The 22,009-nt window shown below is 58.6% G+C and carries 17 protein-coding genes; 1 reads left to right on the forward strand and 16 read right to left on the reverse strand.

The features are described 5' to 3' along the window. Positions 1-223: 223 nt before the first annotated feature. The 11 genes from ABIE13_RS22450 to ABIE13_RS22500 all read right to left on the reverse strand — a co-directional run bounded on the left by ABIE13_RS22450 (position 224) and on the right by ABIE13_RS22500 (position 12,657). Positions 224-988: an enoyl-CoA hydratase gene (locus ABIE13_RS22450; protein ID WP_354447617.1), complete on the reverse strand. Its 765-nt coding sequence runs from the start codon at positions 986-988 to the stop codon at positions 224-226. Positions 989-1,203: 215 nt separating this feature from the next. After that, positions 1,204-2,073 (reverse strand): acyl-CoA thioesterase, encoded by an 870-nt coding sequence (locus ABIE13_RS22455; protein ID WP_436278458.1) that lies wholly within the window; start codon positions 2,071-2,073, stop codon positions 1,204-1,206. A gap of 74 nt (positions 2,074-2,147) precedes the next feature. Beyond that, the gene (locus ABIE13_RS22460; RefSeq protein ID WP_354447619.1) at positions 2,148-3,356 is read right to left on the reverse strand and encodes an acetyl-CoA C-acyltransferase; all 1,209 of its coding nucleotides are present in this window, start codon (positions 3,354-3,356) and stop codon (positions 2,148-2,150) included. Between the two features lie 26 nt (positions 3,357-3,382). Further along, positions 3,383-3,880 (reverse strand): endonuclease domain-containing protein, encoded by a 498-nt coding sequence (locus ABIE13_RS22465; RefSeq protein WP_354447621.1) that lies wholly within the window; start codon positions 3,878-3,880, stop codon positions 3,383-3,385. A 54-nt stretch (positions 3,881-3,934) separates the two neighbouring features. Then, positions 3,935-6,352 (reverse strand): 3-hydroxyacyl-CoA dehydrogenase/enoyl-CoA hydratase family protein, encoded by a 2,418-nt coding sequence (locus ABIE13_RS22470; protein ID WP_354447623.1) that lies wholly within the window; start codon positions 6,350-6,352, stop codon positions 3,935-3,937. A gap of 28 nt (positions 6,353-6,380) precedes the next feature. Further along, positions 6,381-6,755, reverse strand: coding sequence for a DUF2147 domain-containing protein (locus tag ABIE13_RS22475; protein WP_354447948.1), 375 nt, complete (start codon positions 6,753-6,755; stop codon positions 6,381-6,383). 92 nt (positions 6,756-6,847) lie between these two features. Then, the gene (locus tag ABIE13_RS22480) at positions 6,848-8,644 is read right to left on the reverse strand and encodes an acyl-CoA dehydrogenase C-terminal domain-containing protein (RefSeq protein ID WP_354447625.1); all 1,797 of its coding nucleotides are present in this window, start codon (positions 8,642-8,644) and stop codon (positions 6,848-6,850) included. Positions 8,645-8,681: 37 nt separating this feature from the next. Continuing rightward, a complete protein-coding gene (locus ABIE13_RS22485; protein WP_354447627.1) occupies positions 8,682-9,341 on the reverse strand; it encodes a TetR/AcrR family transcriptional regulator in 660 nt (219 codons plus the stop codon). A gap of 269 nt (positions 9,342-9,610) precedes the next feature. After that, the gene (gene slmA / locus ABIE13_RS22490) at positions 9,611-10,282 is read right to left on the reverse strand and encodes a nucleoid occlusion factor SlmA (RefSeq protein WP_354447629.1); all 672 of its coding nucleotides are present in this window, start codon (positions 10,280-10,282) and stop codon (positions 9,611-9,613) included. Positions 10,283-10,390: 108 nt separating this feature from the next. Next, positions 10,391-11,284, reverse strand: coding sequence for an acetylglutamate kinase (gene argB / locus ABIE13_RS22495; RefSeq protein WP_354447631.1), 894 nt, complete (start codon positions 11,282-11,284; stop codon positions 10,391-10,393). Positions 11,285-11,547: 263 nt separating this feature from the next. Then, positions 11,548-12,657, reverse strand: a complete 1,110-nt coding sequence (locus tag ABIE13_RS22500) for a glycosyltransferase family 4 protein (protein ID WP_354447635.1) — start codon at positions 12,655-12,657, stop codon at positions 11,548-11,550. A gap of 327 nt (positions 12,658-12,984) precedes the next feature. Between ABIE13_RS22500 and ABIE13_RS22505 the strand changes: the two genes are divergently transcribed. Continuing rightward, entirely contained in the window at positions 12,985-16,881 is a 3,897-nt protein-coding gene (locus tag ABIE13_RS22505) for a methyltransferase domain-containing protein (protein WP_354447637.1), read from the forward strand. 160 nt (positions 16,882-17,041) lie between these two features. Here the strand turns inward: ABIE13_RS22505 and ABIE13_RS22510 are convergent, their stop codons facing one another. The 5 genes from ABIE13_RS22510 to ABIE13_RS22530 all read right to left on the reverse strand — a co-directional run bounded on the left by ABIE13_RS22510 (position 17,042) and on the right by ABIE13_RS22530 (position 21,960). Next, the gene (locus tag ABIE13_RS22510) at positions 17,042-17,605 is read right to left on the reverse strand and encodes a hypothetical protein (protein WP_354447639.1); all 564 of its coding nucleotides are present in this window, start codon (positions 17,603-17,605) and stop codon (positions 17,042-17,044) included. 273 nt (positions 17,606-17,878) lie between these two features. Next, on the reverse strand, positions 17,879-18,757 hold the full coding sequence (locus ABIE13_RS22515; RefSeq protein ID WP_354447641.1) for a class I SAM-dependent methyltransferase: 879 nt from the start codon (positions 18,755-18,757) through the stop codon (positions 17,879-17,881). A gap of 62 nt (positions 18,758-18,819) precedes the next feature. Continuing rightward, positions 18,820-20,124: an ABC transporter ATP-binding protein gene (locus ABIE13_RS22520; protein WP_354447643.1), complete on the reverse strand. Its 1,305-nt coding sequence runs from the start codon at positions 20,122-20,124 to the stop codon at positions 18,820-18,822. Continuing rightward, positions 20,121-20,921: an ABC transporter permease gene (locus tag ABIE13_RS22525; protein WP_354447954.1), complete on the reverse strand. Its 801-nt coding sequence runs from the start codon at positions 20,919-20,921 to the stop codon at positions 20,121-20,123. Before ABIE13_RS22525 ends, ABIE13_RS22520 begins: the two co-directional genes overlap by 4 nt. Positions 20,922-21,021: 100 nt before the next feature. Next, positions 21,022-21,960, reverse strand: a complete 939-nt coding sequence (locus tag ABIE13_RS22530; protein WP_354447645.1) for a peptidylprolyl isomerase — start codon at positions 21,958-21,960, stop codon at positions 21,022-21,024. Positions 21,961-22,009: the final 49 nt, after the last annotated feature.

A 22,009-nucleotide genomic window follows, 5' to 3' on the forward strand; every position in this document is an offset into this window, starting at 1 on the left:
CGTGGGCGCGCGGCGACCCCCCCCCCCCCCCCCCCCCCCCCGCGCGGGCCCCCCCCGGGCGCCCCCCCGGCTAGGGGAGAGGGCGAAAAACCCCTACGGCCGCGGAGCAGGCCATGCGGGAACGCCATGGACGGACCTGCGCCGGCCATCGGTGTTGTCCCCCCGTGGGGGAAGGCACCGAAGGTGACTCAGGGGGAGACCAATCCAGTGACTCAGGGGGGGATCAAAGTCTGCTGAAATCCGGATACCTTTTTTCCATGAATGCCGTCATAGCTTCCCGTGCTGCGGGTTCGCCCAGCATGCGGCCAAAGCTGGCAGCCTCTTCACCGATGCGCTTGAGCACTTCTTCCTGCTGGGCGCCTTTCATGAGGCGCTTGGTTTCGATCAGGCTGGCCAAAGGCTTGACCGCGAGCTTGCGCGCCTGTGCCTGAGCCAGACCATTGGCCTCCGAAGGCGGCACGATTCGATTGACCAGACCCACCTCCAGCGCGGCTTCCGCAAAGAAGGGTTCGCCCAACAGCAGCGCTTCAGCCGCCCGTTGATAACCGAACAGGCGCGGCGCAAGCAAGCTCGAAGCCGCCTCTGGGCACAGGCCGAGGTTGACAAAAGGCATGGAGAACGCCGCGTTGTCACCTGCATAGACCAGATCGCAATGCATCAGCATCGTGGTGCCGATGCCCACTGCGGGCCCACAAACCGCTGCCAGCAGAGGCTTGGGGAACGTGGCGATGCCTTTGAGGAAGCGGAACACTGGCGCATCCATGCCTTGTGGTTTGTTCGCCAGGAAATCCTGCAGGTCATTGCCTGCCGAAAACACGGTTTCGTGGCCCTGAATAACGACGACGCGGGTTTGGGGATCGCTCGCCGCGGCCTCTATGGCGCTGGCCAGCGCGTCGTACATGGAAGCATTGATGGAATTCTTGCGGTCCAGCCGGTTGAATGTGAGCGTCAATACGCCGGCGTCGTGATGGGAGAGGATTTCGGACATGGAAGAGCTCTTAGGGGTGGTTGAACATACCCGGTCGGGCCGGGCGAAATAGAGGGTATGGGCAGAAAGCCGGGCTGGCGTGGACTGAAGCGAATTGCGCAGCGGTGAAACCGAATACCAATGTCCAGCTCACGACACTGGGTGACCATAACCCAGGCAATCCTAAGCGATTGCGCGAAGAAAATGCGGTCGCGCTGCGTTGCCCCCGAGCAGCCTCACTCCTTGTAATAGACGATCTGGTGCGTGGTGGCCAGAAGATGGCCTGTCTCGCTCCATAACTGGGCGCTTTGATCAAAGAAGCCGTTGAAAAAAGATTGGGAGCGGGCCTGGCCGAACAGAAAACCTTCTCCCGTCGCCGCCAATTCTTCCGGGCCCGCGTGGTAGTAGACCGTCATGGATACGGTGCCGATAGGCGTCATACGCGCCCTGCGTCGCCAGATGCGAGGAAAAAATGCGTCCGCCAACGCCGTGAGGCTGGCATAGTCCAGCGAACGAGGCGGATTGTCACGTAGCCAGAGCTGGGTGAGGCTATCTGCTTCTGCGCCATCCCATTGCTTGGGCAGAGTCCCCGCCACCAAGCGCATGTCGTAGGAACTTACCCAGCGCACGCTGTCCGTGAAAGGTACGCTGGGCACGCTGGAAGGCGGCAGCGCAGACGGCATGGCTTCATCCACAGCGCCCCAGGTAGCCCTTCGAACAGCGGTCACGGCCGTTGCGGTGAGCATGACGGTATCAAGGCCGTCAGTGCCGGTTTGCCATAGAGTCACTGTCCAGTGTTGCGTCGATCGGTTGGTGCGCACTGGTGTCGCTTCGATGCGAAACGGACCATCGGCCAGCCCCGCAGCGAAATTGACCGTGAGCGAGATCGGATCGCCCAGGCGCTGTGGATGGCGAAGCACCGCCTGCAGCGCCTGCGCGGCGGTCACACCCCCAAACGGCCCCACCATGTTGGCGTAGGCCGGATGGGTACGCCCCTCGAACTCTCGAGGCGGTTCGCTGCCATGTTCGTCGGCACGTGGCGCCAGAGGCACCAGCGCCATGGCTTCATCAAATGGATGGCTGCTGGCCTGAGATGCGTGTGCCATGGTGCCCTTTCCGACTTTATGAATATTGAAGTGAGTGAATTACCGGAGATGAGCCATTCTGAGCCTCTTGAATCTCAAACTCTCTCGAAGATACCCGCAGCGCCCTGCCCCATGCCTACACACATGGTGACCATGCCGTATTTCTTGTTATGCCTGCGCAAGGCATGCACCACTGTGGCCGAGCGAATGGCGCCTGTGGCTCCCAGCGGATGACCGAGCGCAATGGCACCGCCCATGGGGTTGACCTTGGTTTTGTCCAAGCCCAGCGAGTTGATGACGGCCAGAGACTGGGCAGCAAAGGCTTCGTTCAATTCGATCCAGTCGATGTCGTCTTGCTTCAGGCCGGCATTGCGCAGTGCTGCTGGAATGGCCTCAATCGGGCCAATGCCCATGATCTGTGGCGGCACGCCTTTGGCAGCAAAACTGACAAAGCGAGCCAGCGGAGTGAGACCAAAGCGCTTGACGGCGGCTTCGCTGGCCAGGATCAGTGCGCCCGCGCCGTCGCTGGTTTGCGAGCTGTTGCCGGCAGTGACAGATCCGCGGGCAGCGAAAACCGTACGCAGTTTGGCCAGGCCTTCACGGCTGGTGTCTGCACGCGGGCCTTCGTCGATGCTGACAGTTCGCTGTACCTTGGAGACTTCGGCCGTCTTGAGGTTCACATTGCTCGAAGTGACTTCCACCGGCAGGATTTCATCTGCGAATTCTCCGGCCTTGATCGCTGCCAAGGCCTTCATGTGTGATTCGTAGGCGAATTCATCTTGCTGATCGCGAGAGACTTTCCACTGCTGCGCGACTTTCTCAGCCGTGAGACCCATGCCGTAGGCAATGCCATAGTTGTCCACGTTGCTGGTGTCCGCAAAAATCGCGGGCGACAGGGAGGGCGAGTTACCCATCATGGGCACCATGCTCATGCTTTCAACACCCGCTGCAATCATCACATCGGCTTCGCCCACGCGAATGCGATCAGCCGCCATCTGAACCGCTGACAGACCAGAGGCGCAGAAACGGTTGACGGTGATGCCTCCCACACCGTGGGGCAGTCCGGCGAGGACGGCGCCAATGCGCGCGATATTCAGGCCTTGCTGGGCTTCCGGGATCGCGCAGCCGCAGATGATGTCTTCGATAGCCGCAGGATCAAGCCCAGGGGTCTGGGCTACCGCGGCACGCAGGACATGACCCAGCAGATCGTCAGGCCGGGTTGATTTGAAGTAACCCTTGTGCGAGCGACCGATGGGGGTACGGGTGGCGGCGACGATATAGGCGTCTTGGATTTGTTTGGTCATGTTGGTCTCGACTATTTGGATTTTCTCTACCGCGTAAGGGAGAGGGAGAGGACACCCGGCTGAGGGGCGAGAGCAGCGGCGCGCATCTCAGCGACTTGCCTGATTTTTTCCATAACGGATTGCGTTTCTCTTAGCACCTCGTTGCTCCAGAATCGAAGCACGTCGAAGTCTTCTTGCGACAGAGCTCTGCTGCGTTTTTGATCACGAAGGACTGCATCAGGAGCGGCATGCTGACCACCGTCGATTTCAATCACAAGACCGATTTCCAAGCAAGCGACGTCGGCGTAATAGCCCACGATGGGGCGCTGGCGCCGAAACTTCAACCCCATTAGACGGCGATCGCGTAATTTGCTCCAAAGCAAGGCTTCTGGGTCGGTTTGAGTGTGGCGCAGCGCGCGAGCGCGCTCCCTCACCCCAACCCTCTCCCGCACGCGGGAGAGGGAGCTTTTTGGCTTCGTTTGAACTTCTTGAACTTCTTGAGCCGTTTGACAGTGGGGCTTGGGCGATCGTTTTGTGGGTTGCATAGAGCCTCCTGCTCCCTCCCCCACTTGTGGGAGAGGGTTGGGGTGAGGGTGCGCTCAATTCCTGACCGGCTTACCCGTCGCCAGCATGCCCATGATCCGCTCATGCGTCTTGGGATGGCCCAGCAATGAGGTGAAGGCTTGGCGTTCGAGCGTCATCAGGTACTCCTCAGTCACCATGGTGCCGGGATCGACATCACCGCCGGTCAGCACATTGGCAATCAGGCTGGAGACATGGAAATCATGTTGGCTGATAAAACCACCGTCTCGCATGTTCACCAATTGCCCCTGGATGGTCGCCTTGCCGTCCCGGCCGGCTACCGCAAACTGTTTCCGGTGTGGAGGCCGGTAACCGGCGCGGTACATGGCCTTGGCTTCATTGGTCGCCACGTAAAGCAGTTCGTCCTTGTTGGGCACCACGATGTCACTCCAGAGCAGGTACCCCAGCTTCCGGCTCTCAAGCGCGCTGGTGCCCACCTTGGCCATCGCGGCGGCGGTAAAGCCTTCGGTCAGGAAGGGCAGCAAATCCTTGCCAGCGCTGGCTTGAGAATTCTCATAGGCGCGGCGCGCGAGATAGGTCAAGCCACCTGCACCGGGGATCAAGCCGACACCTACTTCCACCAAGCCGATATAGCTTTCCATGATGGCCACGCGCCGCGAAGAATGCACTGCCAGTTCGCAGCCACCGCCCAGGGCCATGCCACGAATGGCAGAAATCACCGGCACATTGGCATAGCGGATGCGCAACATCAGGTCCTGCAGTTCCTTTTCCATGGAGTCCACGAGGCCTGCGCCACCAGCCACATAGCCAGGGAGCATGGCTTGAAGATCGGCACCTACCGAGAAGGGGTCATCACCAGGCCAGATGACCAGGCCCTGGTACTGGCTTTCAGCCAGGTCAACCGCCTGCATGAGGCCTTCGCCTGCTTCCGGACTGATGGCCCGCATCTTGGTCTTCAATGTCGCGATGACGACTTCATCATCGAGCGTCCAGATACGAACAGCATCAGTTTCCTGCAAGGTCTTGCCCGCAGTCGCCGGACGGGGACCGCCTTCTCCCAACAGCAACTCGGGAAAGAGCTGCCGCTCATACACAGGCAGTTGGCGACGAGGCTCGAAGCGCGCACTCGAAGGATTCCAGGAACCTTGCTCAGTATGCACGCCACCGGCTTGCGCCACAGGGCCGTTGAAAACCCATTCAGGCAATGGCGCTTTCGATATCGCCTTTCCTGCATCAATGTCTTCCTGGATCATCTTGGCTACTTCAAGCCAGCCCGCTTCTTGCCAGAGTTCGAAAGGACCCTGTTTCATTGCAAAGCCCCAGCGCATCGCCTGGTCGACATCGCGCGCGGTTTCTGCAATGGATTGCAGATGCACCGCCGCATAGTGAAAAGCGTTTCGCAGGATCGCCCAGAGGAACTGACCTTGAGGGCCTTCTGCGTTGCGCAGCAGCTTCAGCCTCTCTCCCGCCGGTTTTTTCAGCATGCGGCCATAAACCTCATCAGCCTTCTGGCCTCCCGGCACGTACTCGCCTCCGGACAGATCAAAACGCAAGATGTCACGACCCACTTTTTTGTAAAAACCTGCACCCGTTTTCTGGCCCAGGTTTTTCAACTCCAGCAGTTTGGCCAGTACAGCCGGTGTGCCATAAGTTTCGTAGAAAGGGTCGGTCTCAGGACTGAGGCTGTCTTGCAAGGTCTTGATGACGTGGCCCACCGTATCGAGGCCCACCACGTCGATGGTGCGGAATGTGCCGCTGGGTGCGCGACCCAGGCGTTTGCCAGTCAGGTCGTCCACGACATCGAAGGTGAGTCCGAATTTGTCGACTTCTTTCATGGTCGCCAGCATGCCGGCGGTACCGATCCGATTGGCGATGAAGTTGGGCGTATCTTTGGCGCGCACGACGCCTTTGCCAAGTGCGGTGGTGACGAAGGCCTCCAGGTCGTCCATGGCCTGAGGTTGGGTTGCGGGCGTGGCGATCAATTCCACCAGGTACATGTACCGTGGGGGATTGAAGAAGTGGATACCGCAGAAACGCGGACGCAAAGCTTCTGGCAGCGCCTCGCTCAGTTTGGTGATGGACAGGCCGGAAGTGTTGCTTGCCAAGATGGCATGCTTGGCTACGAAGGGGGCGATCTTGTGATACAGATCACTCTTCCAATCCATACGCTCAGCAATGGCCTCAATGATCAAATCACAGCCTTTGAGCTTCTTGAGATCATCTTCGTAGTTGGCCACCTCGATGAGATCGGCGTCGTCTGCCAGCCCCAAGGGCGAAGGCTTGAGTTTTTTCAAGTTGGCAATCGCCTTTTCGACGATGCCATTTTTGGAAACCGGCTTGCCGTCCTCACCCGGTTTAGCGGCCAGATCAAACAGGACGACAGGCACTTTGACGTTGACCAGATGCGCAGCTATTTGCGCCCCCATCACACCTGCGCCGAGCACGGCGACTTTTTTCACATTGAATCGGGACATTTTCAGCAATTCTTTCTAAGGTGACGCTTCACTGGACCCTGGTCCAGGTCTGGGTGCGCCCGAATGGACCGATAGAGCCTCGCACCTCCAATTTCTTGCCGGCCTCAATGGGCGTCAGGCGCAGGCCATAGTCGCTGCCTTTCTCAGGGTCAAGAATTCGGCCGCCTTCCCAGACTTCCTTGCCTTCCGCTTTCTTGGCGCCTCGAATGATTTCGAGACCAACCACCGGTTTGTCCTTGCGGTCGCCGCTGCATTTGTCGCAGATACTGTTGGGGTCGGCCTCCTTGCGCAGGAGCTTTTCGATCCTGCCAGTGAGCACGCCAGCAGATTCAGAGATGACGATCTGTGCCTTGGCTTGCCCTGTGGAATCATCAATGCTTTGCCAGGTACCTACGGGCGTCATCTGCGCCCATGCCGTACTGCCTGCAAGTGCGAGGCCAGCAATGAACAACCTGGCGAGCCTGGTTGGCTGAGAGCCGAGTGCGATGGGGGAGCTCATGCCAGCGCCTCATCTGTTTCCAGCAGATTGGCCACGCCCGAACGCGCCGTGCGCATGAGGCTCGCGGTCTCGGGGAACAGGCGCGCGAAGTAAAAGCGCGCGGTCTGCAACTTGGCAGTGTAGAAGGGGTCTGTACTGCCTTCGGCCTGCTTTTTCAGGGCCACACTGGCCATGCGTGCAAAGAAGTATCCGAACACCAGGTGGCCTGCCACGCGCAGATAGTCCACACTGGCACCGCCCACCTCGTCAGGGTTGATAAACCCCTTGAAGCCGATTTCGGTGGTGAACTTGGTCATTTGATCTGCCAGATAGCCCAGCGGATTGATGAACTCGCTCATCTTTTCGTTGACACCCTCTTCCTGAACCAGGGCCGCAATCAACTTGCCGAACTTTTTCAGCGTCGCCCCCTGATTGCCCAGAATCTTGCGGCCCAGCAGATCCAGAGACTGCACAGTGTTGGTGCCTTCATAGATCATGTTGATGCGAGCATCGCGAACGTATTGCTCCATGCCGGTTTCATGGATGTAGCCGTGGCCGCCAAACACCTGCATGGCGTGGTTGGTGGCTGCAAATCCGTTGTCGGTCAGGAAGGCTTTGACGATGGGCGTGAGCAGCGCAACCAGTTCGTCACTGTCCTTTCGCACCTTCTCATCAGGGTGGTAGAGAGCCTTGTCGAGCAGCATGGCGCAGTAGATGGACATGGCTCGACCACCTTCAGCGTAAGCCTTGGCAGTGAGCAACATCTTGCGCACATCAGGGTGCACGATGATGGGGTCTGCAGGCTGGTCTTTGGCTTTGGGGCCTGAGAGGCTGCGCATCTGCAAGCGATCCTTGGCATAGATGAGCGCGTTCTGATAGGCCACTTCGGTCAGGCCCAGGGACTGGTTACCCACCCCCAGACGGGCTGCATTCATCATCACGAACATGGCTTGGAGCCCTTTGTTCGGCTCGCCGACCAGCGTACCCACCGCACCTTCCAGGCTCAGCTGGGCGGTAGAGTTGCCGTGGATGCCCATCTTGTGCTCAAGTCCTGTGCAAAAGACCGGGTTGCGCTCACCCAGGCTTTCGTCGTCGTTGACATGGAATTTGGGAACCAGGAACAGGCTGATGCCTTTGCTGCCTTTTGGCGCATCTGGAAGCCGAGCCAGCACCAAATGGAGGATATTGGACGCCATGTCATGCTCGCCGGCGCTGATGAAGATCTTGTTGCCGGTGATCTTGTAGGTGCCATCGCCCACAGGCTCGGCCTTGGACCGCAAAAGACCCAGGTCTGTGCCGCAATGCGGTTCGGTCAGGCACATGGAGCCGGTCCACTCCCCGCTGGTCAACTTGGGCAGATATTTCTTTTTCTGCTCCGGCGTGCCATGAGCATGCAGGGCTTCGTAGGCGCCATGCGATAGACCGGGGTACATGGTCCACGCCTGGTTGGCAGAGTTGAGCATCTCGTAGACGCATTGGTTGGCCACAATAGGCAAGCCCTGCCCGCCGTACTCTGGATCGCAAGACAGCGCTGCCCAGCCCCCTTCAACATATTGTGCGTAGGCATCTTTGAAGCCCGTGGGGGTTTTGACCTCGTGAGTCGTCTTGTCCAGCACGCAACCCTCGGTGTCTCCACTCAGGTTCAAAGGCTGCAGCACTTGCGAAGCGAACTTCCCACCCTCTTCGATGACTGCGTTCAATGTGTCGGTATCCACGTCAGCATGACGAGGAATTTCCTTGAGTTCATCGACGACGTTGAGCACCTCGTGCATGACGAATTGCATATCGCGCAGAGGGGGGTTGTAGGTGGGCATGGGGACTGGCTCCTTGGAAAATGTCTAGTGAATTAAATTAATTGCTGACGCAATAGCGCGAGAGAATGCTTTCGAAACCCCGTGTCGTACGCTCAATGGCGCCGGGCATCTGCAGGAAGCGCGCCTCGTAATGGAGTGCGAGGATCAAGGCATGGACCTCAAAGGTGACTTGGCGCTCGTCCACCTCTTGGGAGAGATGGTTTTCTTCACGCGCTTGCCGAACGGCACGCGTCATGGCATCCAGCCAGGAGCTCACGGCCTGTGCAAGCGCATCACGCACCGAACCAGGCCTGTCGTCAAATTCGACAGCACCACTGATGAAAATGCAGCCCGAATCGAGTTCGGCGCCGGTATGCCGCATCCAGTTCGCAAACATGGCTCGCAAGCGAGGCAAGCCGCGCGGCTCCTGGAGCGCGGGGTAAAAGACGTCGCGCTCAAAACGCGCGTAGTACTCGTTGACCACCGAGATCTGCAACTCTTCGCGCGAGCCGAAATGAGCAAATACACCAGACTTGCTCATGCCCATGACGTCTGCCAATGTACCGATGGACAGACCTTCCAAGCCGACTTGGGAAGCCATGCGCAGCGCAGCATCGACGATAGCCGCCTTGGTCTGCTGCCCCTTGGGCAAAGCGCGCGCCACCGTCGGCCCCTCTGAAGGGGCCTTTCGCTGGGCAAAAGGAGGAGTGGAGGACATGGGTCAAATAAAACGAACGGTCGTTTTATTTTCTACCATCCCGATGACAACGCCAAGTCAGCCAGACGTGTTTGACGTAAGTATTTACCCGTAAATCTTAAGATTTCTTTTTTACGAGCACTTTTAATCAGGCGAGGTTTGCGCCACCTGACCTGGCAAGCAGAGTGCCCTCCAGCAGGAGCCGCAGGCTCAGCGAACTTGTTTGCCTGACTGTTGGAAACAGCCGAGCGTAAGCGGCTTTGCCAGCCAGGTGCCCTGCTCGAAATCCCTCAAAGGGCCAGAAGACTCAGACTCTCGTCGAGATGCTCAAGTGGAGAGCGCTTGAAATCCGATCGTGCAAAACGTTGCAGACGTCCCAAGACAAAGGAAGAAAGAACCGAGGCTTTCACTTGCGCGTCACGGTCTGGCGTCAGAGCAACACCCGCATCAGCTGCCCCATCGCGAAGCGTCTGGCGCAACGCAGCTTCCAGCTTGTCGAACAGCAAGATCATGCGCCGCTGCAAGCGCTCGTGCTCGTAAACCAGAGCGTCGCCGACCATGACACGGGTCATTCCCGGATTCTTTTCGCCGAACTGCAATATCATGGCCACCATCCGGGCGGCTCTGACCCGCCCCTCAGGTTCGCGCTCAGTGATCTGATTGATCAAGCCGAACAAAGTGGCTTCAATGAAGTCGATCAAGCCCTCGAACATCTGCGCCTTGCTGGCGAAGTGTCTGTAGAGGGCGGCCTCACTCACCTCAAGGCGCGCCGCCAGGGCCGCCGTGGTGATGCGTTCACTCTCTGGACGCTCCAGCATTTGAGCCAGCACTTGCAAGATCTGCACTCGCCTTTCGCCGGGTTTAGGGCGTTTACGAATAAACCCGGCGTGCTTATGCTTAGGCTGATCGGGGTCTTCGGCATCCCGGACAGGCTCTGGTGCGGTTTCGTCAGCTGAGTGCATGATGAATCAATTGTGACTAAATGATTCTCGCACATTGTTCCAATTAAACCTAATACATCAGAAGTCTGACGGAAGTCGCTGCCTCCGCCAGATTACAGAGTCAAGCGCTCAGGCGCTTTTGATCATGGTTCCGAAAGCCTGGTCGGTGAGCACTTCAAGAAGCAGTGCATGCGGTACGCGGCCATCAATGATGTGCACGGCATTGACCCCGCTTTTGGCGGCATCCAGGGCGCCAGCAATCTTGGGCAGCATGCCACCACTGATAGTGCCGTCTGCGATCAGATCGTCAATGCCGGCCGGCGTAAGTTCCGGCAAAAGCTGACCTTGCTTATCCAGCACGCCAGGAATGTTAGTGAGCATCAAGAGCTTTTCCGCTTGCAACTCCATCGCAAGACGGGCCGCCACGACATCGGCATTGATGTTGTAGCTCTCGTTGTCTTCACCAAAGCCGATGGGGCTGACGACTGGGATGAAGGCATCATCCTGTAACGCCTTGACCACGCTTGGATCAATGCGTTCGATATCGCCTACCTGGCCCACATCATGTTCAAGGGTGGGATCTTTCTGATCCACCATCTTGAGCTTGCGAGCGCGGATAAGGCCGCCATCCCTGCCCGTCAGCCCTACAGCCTTGCCACCGGCCTGATTGATCAGACCCACGATGTCCTGCTGCACCTCGCCAGCCAGCACCCATTCGACCACTTCCATGGTCTCCGCATCTGTGACGCGCATGCCCTGGATGAAGCGACCTTGCTTGCCGAGCCGCTTGAGCGCCGCTTCAATCTGCGGGCCGCCTCCGTGAACCACAACGGGGTTGATGCCGACTAATTTGAGCAAAACAACGTCTTCAGCAAAATCCTGCTGCAAACCAGGGTCAGTCATGGCGTTACCGCCATATTTGATGACCATGGTCTTGCCGTGGAACTTACGGATGTAGGGCAAGGCCTGGGCCAGGATCTCGGCCTTGTCTCGCGGAGGAATTTGAACTTCTTCGGTATTCATGGCGGACTCTGATTGGAGAATGAATCGGTGATGATAATTTCACCGGGCTGTTGCTTGTTTGCAGGAGATGGGGGCTGGTAACGCCCACAGGATTTCCCTGGAAACGTAGGCTATTAGAACCTGCTCACGGCACAAATCGGAGAATGCCTGCCCCATAGGCTGCTGCGCATTGGCGGCTACACATTACCCGCTGCTTTTCCTTATGGTTTATTGCTTACTGCTTATGACCTGTCGCCTGCAACCTGTCCCTTAATGCCTAATAGCTATTGCCGCGGCGGCTGCAATACGCGCGGCACCTTGAATCGCACAAGCATCACATAAGCAACTACGTAACTCACGGCAAACAATAAGCAAAACGCCAGCAAGACGCTGCTATAGCGCCAAAACAGCGTAGCCGGCACCACCGTCAGTACGATAAAGCTCCAGAGATAGGGCGACGTGCGGTTGTTGCGCTTGAGCATATTCTTGACTTCATCTTCATGAAGCACACTGCGCACCAGCCGCCGATAAACCAATTGATGGAGATGCAACGCGTCCGCCATACCTGGCGAAACCCCTCGCCAAAGCTTGCGGTAGATCGAGAATATGGTCTCCCAGACCGGGTAGATCAGAAGCAGCAAGGGAAACCAGGGTGAAACTGATGGGTGCCTGTGGACCAACAGCAGGCTGATGGTGGCAATTAACAAGCCCCATACATAGGCACCTGCATCGCCCGCAAAAATGAGCCCACGCGGATAATTCCAGACCAGAAAACCCGCTGTGGCCGCCGCAAGTGCAATGGACATGGCAGCAAGTTCGCGATCACCCACCTGTATGGCCACGTGAGTGAGGGCCAGGCACACGACCAGCGCAACAGCGCCCGCCAGGCCGTTATAGCCATCAATGATGTTGAATGCGTGAGGCAAGCCGGTCACAGCCAACACTGCCAGCCCCACGCCCAGCCAGGGCCAGCGGCTCCAGAATCCATCAACCCAGGCAAATCCCAGGCTGGGTACTGTGGCGCCCAGGAGCCACCATGCGAGCAAACCCGAACTCAAGGTGAGCAGCAGACGCCAGCGCACCGTAAGCCGCTGCGTAAGGTCTTCCAGTACACCCCCAGCCACTGCGGGAAGCAACATGAAGAGCCATCGGTGCAGGCCAGAGTCAAGTTCGATGTTCCCTGCCATACCGGCCCATTGCAACAAAGGCAACGAAGCCAGAGCCAGCGTCCACCCCATCAGCAACCCCACCCCGCCCATGCGGGGAACGTGGCCGACATGAAACCGCTGTGGCGCGTCCGGTGCGTAGTGGGAAAAAGAACGGATAAACACCCTGCGCACCCAGACGGTGAACACAAGGGACATCACGAAAGCGAGCAGCGCAAGGGAAATCATGGGTGTTGATCACCGAATCCGGCGGTGCTCAGTTTAGGCGTGTAGCTGTGCTTTTTTTTAACGATGGACAGCTTTATGTTTTGTAACAAACGATGCGCCAAACTCCCTTGGCTAAATCGCAGGCAAAAAGCCGTGCATGGTAGCATCACGCCCTCATCTTCGGGGAATAAGGCAAGATAGATCGTGAACACGTTCTTAGAAGTCGCCGTGCCCCTAAGAGTCTCACGGAGGAGCCCACAGAGCGACATCGGTACCAGCGATTAGTTTCGCTGGATTGAATATCCCAGGCTCCTGGACGTTCTCCGCTCTTCGGCATTGAAGATTCTCATGGCGCCAACTGCTTCCCCGCTGCATATCTATGAGCGGCATATTGATTCCCGCGAACGAACGTCTTTATCTGTTCTTGCCGGCCACATTCCTCAGAACGCTCGAGTGCTCGACCTCGGCTGTGGAAGTGGCGCGGTCGGAAGGTATTTGAAGGAACAAGATAGCGGCGTCACCATAGATGGACTCACCATCAGTGCGGACGAGGCCCAACTCGCTTCTGCGCACTACCGCCGAGTCGAGGTGGCTGACCTGGACACCGTGAAGCTGGGAGAAGTGTTCGAGGCCGCCAGCTACGACATCATCATTTGCGCGGACGTCCTGGAACATATTCGACACCCGGACCGCGTTCTGGGGGAATGCAAGCAGTTGCTGGCCCCTGGCGGGCGGGCCTTGCTGTCCATCCCGAACGTGGCCTACACCGGCCTGATCGCCGAATTGATGGCTGGGGAATTCCTGTATAGGCCAGAGGGCCTGCTGGATGAAACCCACGTCCATTTCTTCACCCGGCTCAGCCTGCAGAGATTTCTGGCGGAGCAAAACTGGGTGGCCGAGCACCTGGAAACCGTTGATCGCGAGTTGCCGGACTCCGAATTCAGGTCGTCGTTTGATGCCCTGCCGCCCAGTGTGGCGCGGCACCTGCTGGCTCTGCCAGATGCTCTGACCTATCAGTTCATTGCGATTATCCGGCCCCTGGCTGCGGGCGAACAACTGAGCACGGTCAGCCGTGAGGTTCATTCCTCTGCCCTGCCCGCGCGCGCGTTTTTCACCGCCGAGCTTTTCCTCGGAACGGAAGGTGGTGAATCCAGCCATGCTTTCACTCAGGAAGGCAAGATCAGCGCTGCGGGGGTCGTAGGCACTCCGCGCCAGACGCTGCGCTTTGATTTGCCGGCTGCCCCCACAGCCCGCACACTGCGCCTCGATCCGGCGGACCGCCCTGGCTTCGTCCATTTCCACGCCATGAGACTGTATGCCGCGGACGGCACACGCCTTTGGCAATGGCAAGGCCAAGACGGCGCGCTGCTCGCAAGCGCGCCTCATCAGGAAATGCTGTTCCGTCCACTGGGCGATGTTTCATCGACCGTGCTGGCACTGCTGCATGGAAACGACCCCTGGGTGGAGTTGCCTGTCACGGCGCCCGTCGTGGCTGCGGCCGCAGGTGGCCATCTTGAGGTTGACATGGGTTGGCCCATGTCGGCGGACTATCTGGCGCTCGCAAGCGCAGTCACGGAGTTTGAGACTCGAACACAGCTGGCGGAACACCGGATTGCGCGGACCAGGGAAGAGCTGCAGGCGTCCCACCAGCTTGAACTGACACGCCTTCACAGAGAATTAGGCGAACAGATTGAGGGCGAACGACTGGAAGTCGCAGAGCGCCATCATCAGGAACTCAGCCGACTCCATCAGCAATTCGGTGCTCAGCACGATCAACTGGCCGTCAATCATGCGGAGGAGCTGGCCAGATTCCGGCGCGCCCTCGCAGTCCAGTCCAACGACCTTCGCCACCATAAATTGCAGTTGCAAGAGGCCATCCAGCACATTCAATTCCTGGAAAATTCCACCGTCTTTAGAGCCAGCCGACCTCTGGTGCGCGCCAAAATGAAGTTGGATCAATTGCTGGGCCGAGGCCCCGTTTCGGCGGACCCCAGCCAGGTCAAGTTGGCGCAGCCCCTGACTCCACCCGATCACCCCGTTGACGTCATCGTCCCCGTCTACCGGGGTCTGGCTGACACCCAGTGTTGCGTGCTTTCCGTGCTGCGCTCCGAATGCCGCACTCTCTGGCGGCTGATTGTCATCAACGATGCCAGCCCAGAGCCGGAAGTGACGGCCTGGCTGCGCGAGATTGCAAAGACGGATTCGCGGATTGAATTGCTCGAAAACGAAACCAACCTGGGATTCGTGGGCACGGTCAATCGCGGCATGGCGCTTTCGGGCACCCATGACACACTGCTGCTCAACAGCGATGCTGAGGTGGCCAACGACTGGCTCGACCGCATTCGCGCAGCCGCCTATTGCGACCAGAAGGTTGCGTCGGTCACGCCTTTTTCCAATAACGCCACCATCTGCAGCTATCCCCGGTTCTGTGCTGACAACGAACTGCCAGAAGGCTGGGACACTGCGCGGCTTGACGCCCTGTTCGCTCGTACCAGCGCGGGCCAGGTCGTAGATGTTCCCACGGGTATCGGCTTTTGCATGTACATCCGGCGCGACGCTTTGCAGGCCATAGGCTTGTTCGACGTGGAAAATTTTGGCAAAGGCTACGGGGAAGAAAACGATTTCTGTGTCCGTGCCTCCGACGCGGGCTGGCGAAACCTGCACGTGCTGGACACTTTCGTGCGCCACGCCGGCGGCGTCAGCTTCGGCGCGGCCAAGAGCCCCCGCGAGCGCGCTGCCATGGAGACCCTCCGGCGGCTGCACCCCCGCTATGAAGGCGATGTCATGCGCTTCTTGCAGGTCGATCCGGCCCAGCCGGCGCGCCTTGCCGCAGACATCGCTCGCATTCAGGACGGGCACCGGCCGGTCATTCTGGCCATATTGCATGATCGCCAGGGTGGCACCGAGCGGCACGTTCATGAACTGGCGTCCGCTTTGCGAGAGCAGGCGCAGTTCCTGGTGCTCAGACCCCTGCCCGGCCAGCGCGTGAGCATTCGTCTGCCAGACCCTGAAGAGAGCTTTGAGCTGATTTACTCGCTGCCGGGAGAGCAGGCCGTGCTCATCGACACCTTGCTGCGTTTCGGTGTGCAGCACGTGCATTTCCATCATTTACTGGGCAACGGAGAGTTCGTGCGGACGTTGCCCGAGCAACTGGGCGTGAGCTTTGACTTCACAGCGCACGATTACTACACCATCTGCCCTCAGATTTCCCTGACGGACCGGACCAATAGCTATTGCGGCGAGTTGGGACCGGAGCAGTGCGGCAAGTGCCTGGCCAACTCTCCTGCGCCCGAAGGCATGGATATTGCGACCTGGCGCCGTGCGCATGCTGAATTTCTATCCGGCGCCCGATTCTTGATTGCGCCTGCGCGTGACGCCCTTGGCCGCATCGCCAAGATGGTGCCTGGTACGGCGGCGCGAATAGTGCCGCATACCGACATCGATCACAACGCGCAATTACCTGCTCCTCAACCGGCGCGGCTGGAAGGCCATCGGCCACTGAAAATAGCGGTGATAGGCGCCCTCAGCACCATCAAAGGCGCTGATGTGCTTGAAGACGTTGCTGTAGCTGCGGCCAAGCAAAGCGCCAGCATCGAGTTTCACTTGATCGGCTATGGGTATCGGGCACTGCGCACCCAACCGGGCGCACGCTTGACGGTACACGGCAAGTATGAGGACAAAGAGCTGCCGTCTCTGCTGGAGTGGCTTCAACCCGACCTGGTGTGGTTTCCCGCCCAATGGCCAGAGACCTATAGCTATACACTTTCCGCTTGCCTGCAAGGGGGATGGCCGGTGGTCGCTCCAGATCTGGGGGCATTTTCAGAGCGCCTGACAGGCCGTGCCTGGAGCTGGGTCACGCCCTGGCAGAAAACACCCGCTCAGTGGGTATCGTTCTTCGAAGATATCCGCGCACGCCATTTCGCCACGGGTCAAAGCCCTGGCGCGCCTGTGCCAAGCATGGAGTCCAGTGCCCAGCACGAGCTTCTGGCCAATGCCAGTGTGGGTGACTCCGCCAAATGGTATGCGGCAGAGTATCTGCAGGGTCTGGCAGCGCCATCGGGCCCAGGGCCGGAGCTGCAAACGCTTCTACGTCAAGCCGCTTCCACGTCGCCGGTCTCTGAAGGAAGCAAAGGGCTTCTGCTGACGCTGTTGGTGCGCCTGCGCTCCTTACCCGTGCTGTCTGGCGTTGCCAGAGCCATCCCGCTGCGCTGGCAGACACGTGTCAAAAGCTGGTTGAAGAAATAGAGCCGCCACAGCCTCACGCGGGTGGCATCCAGGGGGCCGCTTAAGCCCCTCTGGGTATTCCTGGCGGGCCGCAAAACGCCATTGCAGCAGGTGCTTCTTCCCGGCGATTGGCCACTGGCAGCTCGGCGTCCGCGTCTGGCCTGTACATCTAGACGAAGACTCAGGCTTTGGCCGAGGATTCAGCCAGTACAGAGGCGCAGCCCGTGATGCAGATGTGACAGGACGCCATACCTTCTTGCAGGACCTGATGAAACATTCTGGCTTCGTCCAGGGCGCTCTTGATGACCTGAGCGCACGCTGCGCTCTGATCAGAGCGATCCTGGCCCGAGGTCAGCTGTGAATAATCTGCCTCCAACTCTATACGGCTCGCCGCATTGTCCTGGGCATCCAAGTTGAGAGTCGCCAGCAAGGCCTGCGCCTCAGAGGTAAGCTGGGCCCCGAGCTGCGTTTTTTCTTCCAGGCCCACATCACCACTGGACAGTGCCGCCCACTTGCTCTGCATCGCCGCCAAGCGCTGACCAAGCTCACTGGACTCTGACATCAAACTCAATGTGTAGGCAATAGAGTCTTCGATAGCAGAGCATTCTTCTGTAGGACGCCTGTCCTTGTATTCGTTCTCCAACTCTGCCCATCCTTCCTCCGTGGAAGGCATGGATGAGAACGCCATGTTGCTCAGGTTCGGGGTTTCTGCTGAAAAATGACGCGAGGTGTAGGGAAAGATCATGGAAAATTTAAACCAATCAGGAATGAACCATTAGTTTAAATAGACATTGGAAATTAATCTATAAATGAATACTTTAATATTCTTTTATAGTTTGATCTAATCTACAGGTTCCACTCGTGTCCACCATCGACCATCGACCATCGAGTGATCAGCACTGACGGGGGTGGGGTGGCAGGCGACCAAGCTCTGACCTGTCCAGCCAGAGCCTGAGTGATCAGCTAGTGAACTCCAGGACTTGAAGACCAGCCGAAGTCCGAGCGGCGCAGGCTATCGTCAGGGCTTGGAAATGACCCAAGCGTCTTGATGGTGCCAAAACCAGGTGGGCGCAAAGCGCAGCAGTCGGTCCGCTCCAATGTGCTGAGACACCTGCGCCTGCACGAACTCCGCGCTGGTGAAAGCCGTCCCGTATTCTTGCGCGTCAATGGCGTTGGATTCGCTGGAAGGCGCGAAAAAGAATCCTTCGTCATCCAGCACCACGCCCTGGCGGCGTACAGCTTCTGCCCCGTGGGTGGTGAACACCAGCAAGCCACCTGGCGCAACACTCTCATACAGCCTGGTCAACCAGCGCGTCCAACTGCTTTTGGGCAAATGGCTGAACAGTGAAAGCACGAACACGACGTCGTACCGCCCTGGAGTCACCAGTTCCTCGGGTCGGGAAGCAGAAGCAAAAGCGCGCACACCCAAGGTATCACGAGCAAAATCCACGGCGTCTGTGACGACATCGGAGGCGGTGACATTCTGCGCGCCAATGGCTTTCACCAGATGGCGTGTGAATCGGCCATGGCCACTGGCAAACTCCAGGAAGCTTTTCACCCCGAGCAAGGGGCGGCCCGCTGACTCCAGCAGCAGCATCAGTTCAGCCAGCGTTCGCCAGCCATCGGCCATGTAGTCACGCAGGGGATTGATAGAAGTGGGATGCCCGTCGAAGAAACGGAAAATGTCGTCTTGCGGAGATATCTCACAATTCACGCCCATCCAATGGCAGAAGGCGTCGTCAAGCTGATGACGCTCGATCAGGTTGTGCGCAGCCAGGCGTGTACGGGTGTCGCCTCGTGCTGCGGTGAGTGCCTTGCTCGCCGCGAGGAGGTCGCCGGCTGCCAGGAGCGCTTCGCCTTGCTGCAGGAGAAGAATGGGATCTTGTTCTTGGGTCATAACTTTTGTTTTTTCGAAGTTCCAATACCGAGCTGCGTTTACCTCAGCCCGAACCGCTGTCATCACGCCCAATGATGCGGCAGCTTCACCAAGCCGGGCATCAGTGTCGGCATGACGAACCTGAAATGCATGAACTGGAACCACTGGTCGTAAACCACCAACCCACTCTCGTCGAACAGAAAAGCGCTGATCACGTATTCACCGCTGTGCAGAGGCAATTTGGGGAACGTGAGCACTGAGCGCCAGATGCCTGGTTCAATCTCCACGGGCTTGGCGTCTTCTTCGTGCGTGGCGAGAGAAGTAATTCCCACCCCACGAGACTGCTCAATCATGAAGCCAATATTGGGCCGCTCCTGCCCATGCCCACGCACCGTGATCGTGGCAACCAGGTCGCGGCTGTCCAGAAGCGGAGGATCGCCTTCGCCCAGGTCCGCTATGTCTACCGAGATGATGGTGGCCGGGGTGTCTGGCGAGGGGGTCCGACGAGCCGCAGGTGAGCCGGCAGTGGTATTGGTTGCGTTATCAGCCGTTGTTTCAAGGGTCTCGGAAGCAGGCTGGACCTGTTCGTGTTTCCCTGGCGACTCCTCCGCAGAATCTTCCGACGAGCTGGAAAGCAAGCGCGTGTGCATTTCATAGGCGCCGAGCACGGGCTCGGTCTCGCCAAATTGCATGACTCTGCCACCATCCAGCCACAGTGCGACATCGCACAGCTGGCGTATGTGATAGGGACTGTGAGAGCAGAACAGGATCGTGCAGCCATTGCGCCTGAATTCTTCGATGCGCCTGATGCATTTTTTCTGGAAATGCTGATCGCCCACTGCCAGGGCTTCATCGATGATGAGCACGTCGGGCTCGACCGCCGTGACAAGGGCAAACGCCAGCCGCACCACCATGCCAGATGAATAGGTCTTGACGGGGCGATCAATCGCCTCGCCAATCTCTGCAAACGCCAGAATCTCGGATTCGACCCTGGCCATCTCTGCGTGCGTAATGCCAATCAGGCTGCCGCCGAAGTACAGGTTCTGACGGCCCGTGAAATCAGGGTGAAAGCCGGCGCCCAGCTCCAGGATGGCCGTGATACGCCCGGTTCGGACAACTTGCCCCTGCGAGGGCTGCAAGGTTCCGGTGATCAGCTTGAGCAGTGTGCTCTTGCCCGCGCCATTGGCCCCCACAACCCCCAGGCACTGCCCGCGCTGGAGCTCAAAGGAAACATCTCGCAAGGCCCAGTGGCTGCGATGTGTGGCACGCCCCGTGATCAAGGACTTGAAACGGGCGCGGGGGGAGTCATAGATCAGATATTCCTTGCCCAGATTGCTCAGCCGCAAAGGAGTGGGATCTGCATGAACCACTGCGGGAGTCGCGCTCATAGCCAATCCACCAACTGGTCGCGGCTGCGAGACAGCGCCATGTTGAGCACCAACGTCAACCCGACCAGCCATATCGCAATGACACCCCATATCTCAATCGGTGGCCAGGCGCCCTGAAGCAAGGCGGACTGATAGCCCATCACAAGGGCTGACATGGGATTGAGCCAAAGAACCCAGCGCCAGGGCTCGGGGAACATCGTGGCCGGAAAAAGAACCGGTGAGAGAAAGATCCCGATGGACAGCAAGAAGCCGACAACCTGCACCACGTCACGCAGCGCTGCCGCCAACACGGCAAGAAGGTAGCCCAATAGAAAGCACAACAGCAGTTGGAGCGCGTAGAGAGGAAACACCGCCACAACCCCCCAGGAGAAATGGTGTGCGGGCGTATAGATGGGAATCAACAGCAAGATGAGGGGTGAAAACACCAGGCTACTGGCGAGTACAGAGCGCGCAGGAAAAATGGCTGGTGGAAGCGGGTTTTTCTGCAACATGCCGCCTGCATCCAGCAAGCTGCTCATGCCGCGCTGCGTGGCGTCCGCAAAAGCCATCCAAGGCAGCATGCCGACGATCAAATAGGCCCCTACTCGGCTCGTGGGCGCGTGCTCTCCCAGGCGCATGGAAAAGACGACATCGAACACCAGATAGTATGCAAACACCGTGAGCAGCGGCGGCAGCCAGGCCCACACAATGCCGCCGACAGAGCCCGCATTGCGCGCCTCAAATTCCCGGCGCGTGAGAACACCCACCAGGCGACGCAGACTCCACAGTGCGCGGAGATCTTCACTCAGGCTGCTCATTAGTTGCATGATGATTGGAATCTCGCCTCTTCTGGGGGGAGGCGTTTGTGCGTTGACCCAGGGCTGGGCTCCTGAGCTTGGTGGGGAATGGCTGGCTCAGTTACTTGGCCGCGGGAGAGCGCACGAGGGCTGATATAGCTTCCTCGTTCGGTTCGGCCCCTGCCTGGGCACCCCGTAGCACATCGGCACGGGCTTTCGCGGTCAACTGCACCTTGGACTGCTCTACGATTTCATCACGGCGCCGGTCGAATCCGGAGAGCGTCTTGCGCTCAATCAATTGAATGATGTGATAGGCCGCATTGGACTTGACAACTTCACTCGTCTGGCCGGGTTTCGTGAGAGCAGCTGCGGCAACTTCGAAAGCGGATCGATCTGAGCCCAGCTCCATGGGTTGCAGCAACTCTCCGCCACGCGGAGCGCTTCCCTTGTCGGTAGACTCCGCGCGTGCCAGTTGTTGGAATTCTGCCCCAGCCTTGATTTGGGCGAGCAGGCTCTCGGCCTTAGCCTTGGCTTGGTCGTCGGGCAAGGAGGGCGAGATCCCAATCATGATGTGGCGCACCCGGAGCTGAGTTGTTTCACGCGTGGCAGAGCTTTGCGACTCATACACGGAACGTGCGTACTGCTCCAGTTGCTGTGGCGATGGAAGTTTGGCTTCCGCTTGGTTTGTAAGCCACAGATCCGAGAGGGTCTGCTGCTGCGCAATAGCCGTCACGCGCTCCACTTCTGGTTTGCGATCAAACCCCTGTTGGCGCGCCTGGGCAGCCAAGGTTTGGCGGGAATAAATGGACAGCGCCAACTGTTCTATGTTGTTCGGGTTAGAAAAAAAGCTTTCACGCTGATTAAGCGGAACGAGCTGCTCCACAGCAGCTAGAAATTGCGCAGTCGTGACTTCGCCACCTGGGCCTCGAATGAGAACCGTGTTGTCGGTGTTCGGTGCCACAGCACCGGGGTTTGTGGCTGACTGGGCCCAAAGTGTCGCCGGCAACATAGCTGCGGCGACAAGCACGATGGAAGAAAGGCTTCGAGAAACAGATTTCACAGTGTCGACTTCAGGGGGTAGAGCCGGATCATTTAGCCATTGCTCGGGG

This window comes from Ottowia thiooxydans (assembly GCF_040548795.1).
Lineage (GTDB): Bacteria > Pseudomonadota > Gammaproteobacteria > Burkholderiales > Burkholderiaceae_C > Ottowia > Ottowia thiooxydans_A.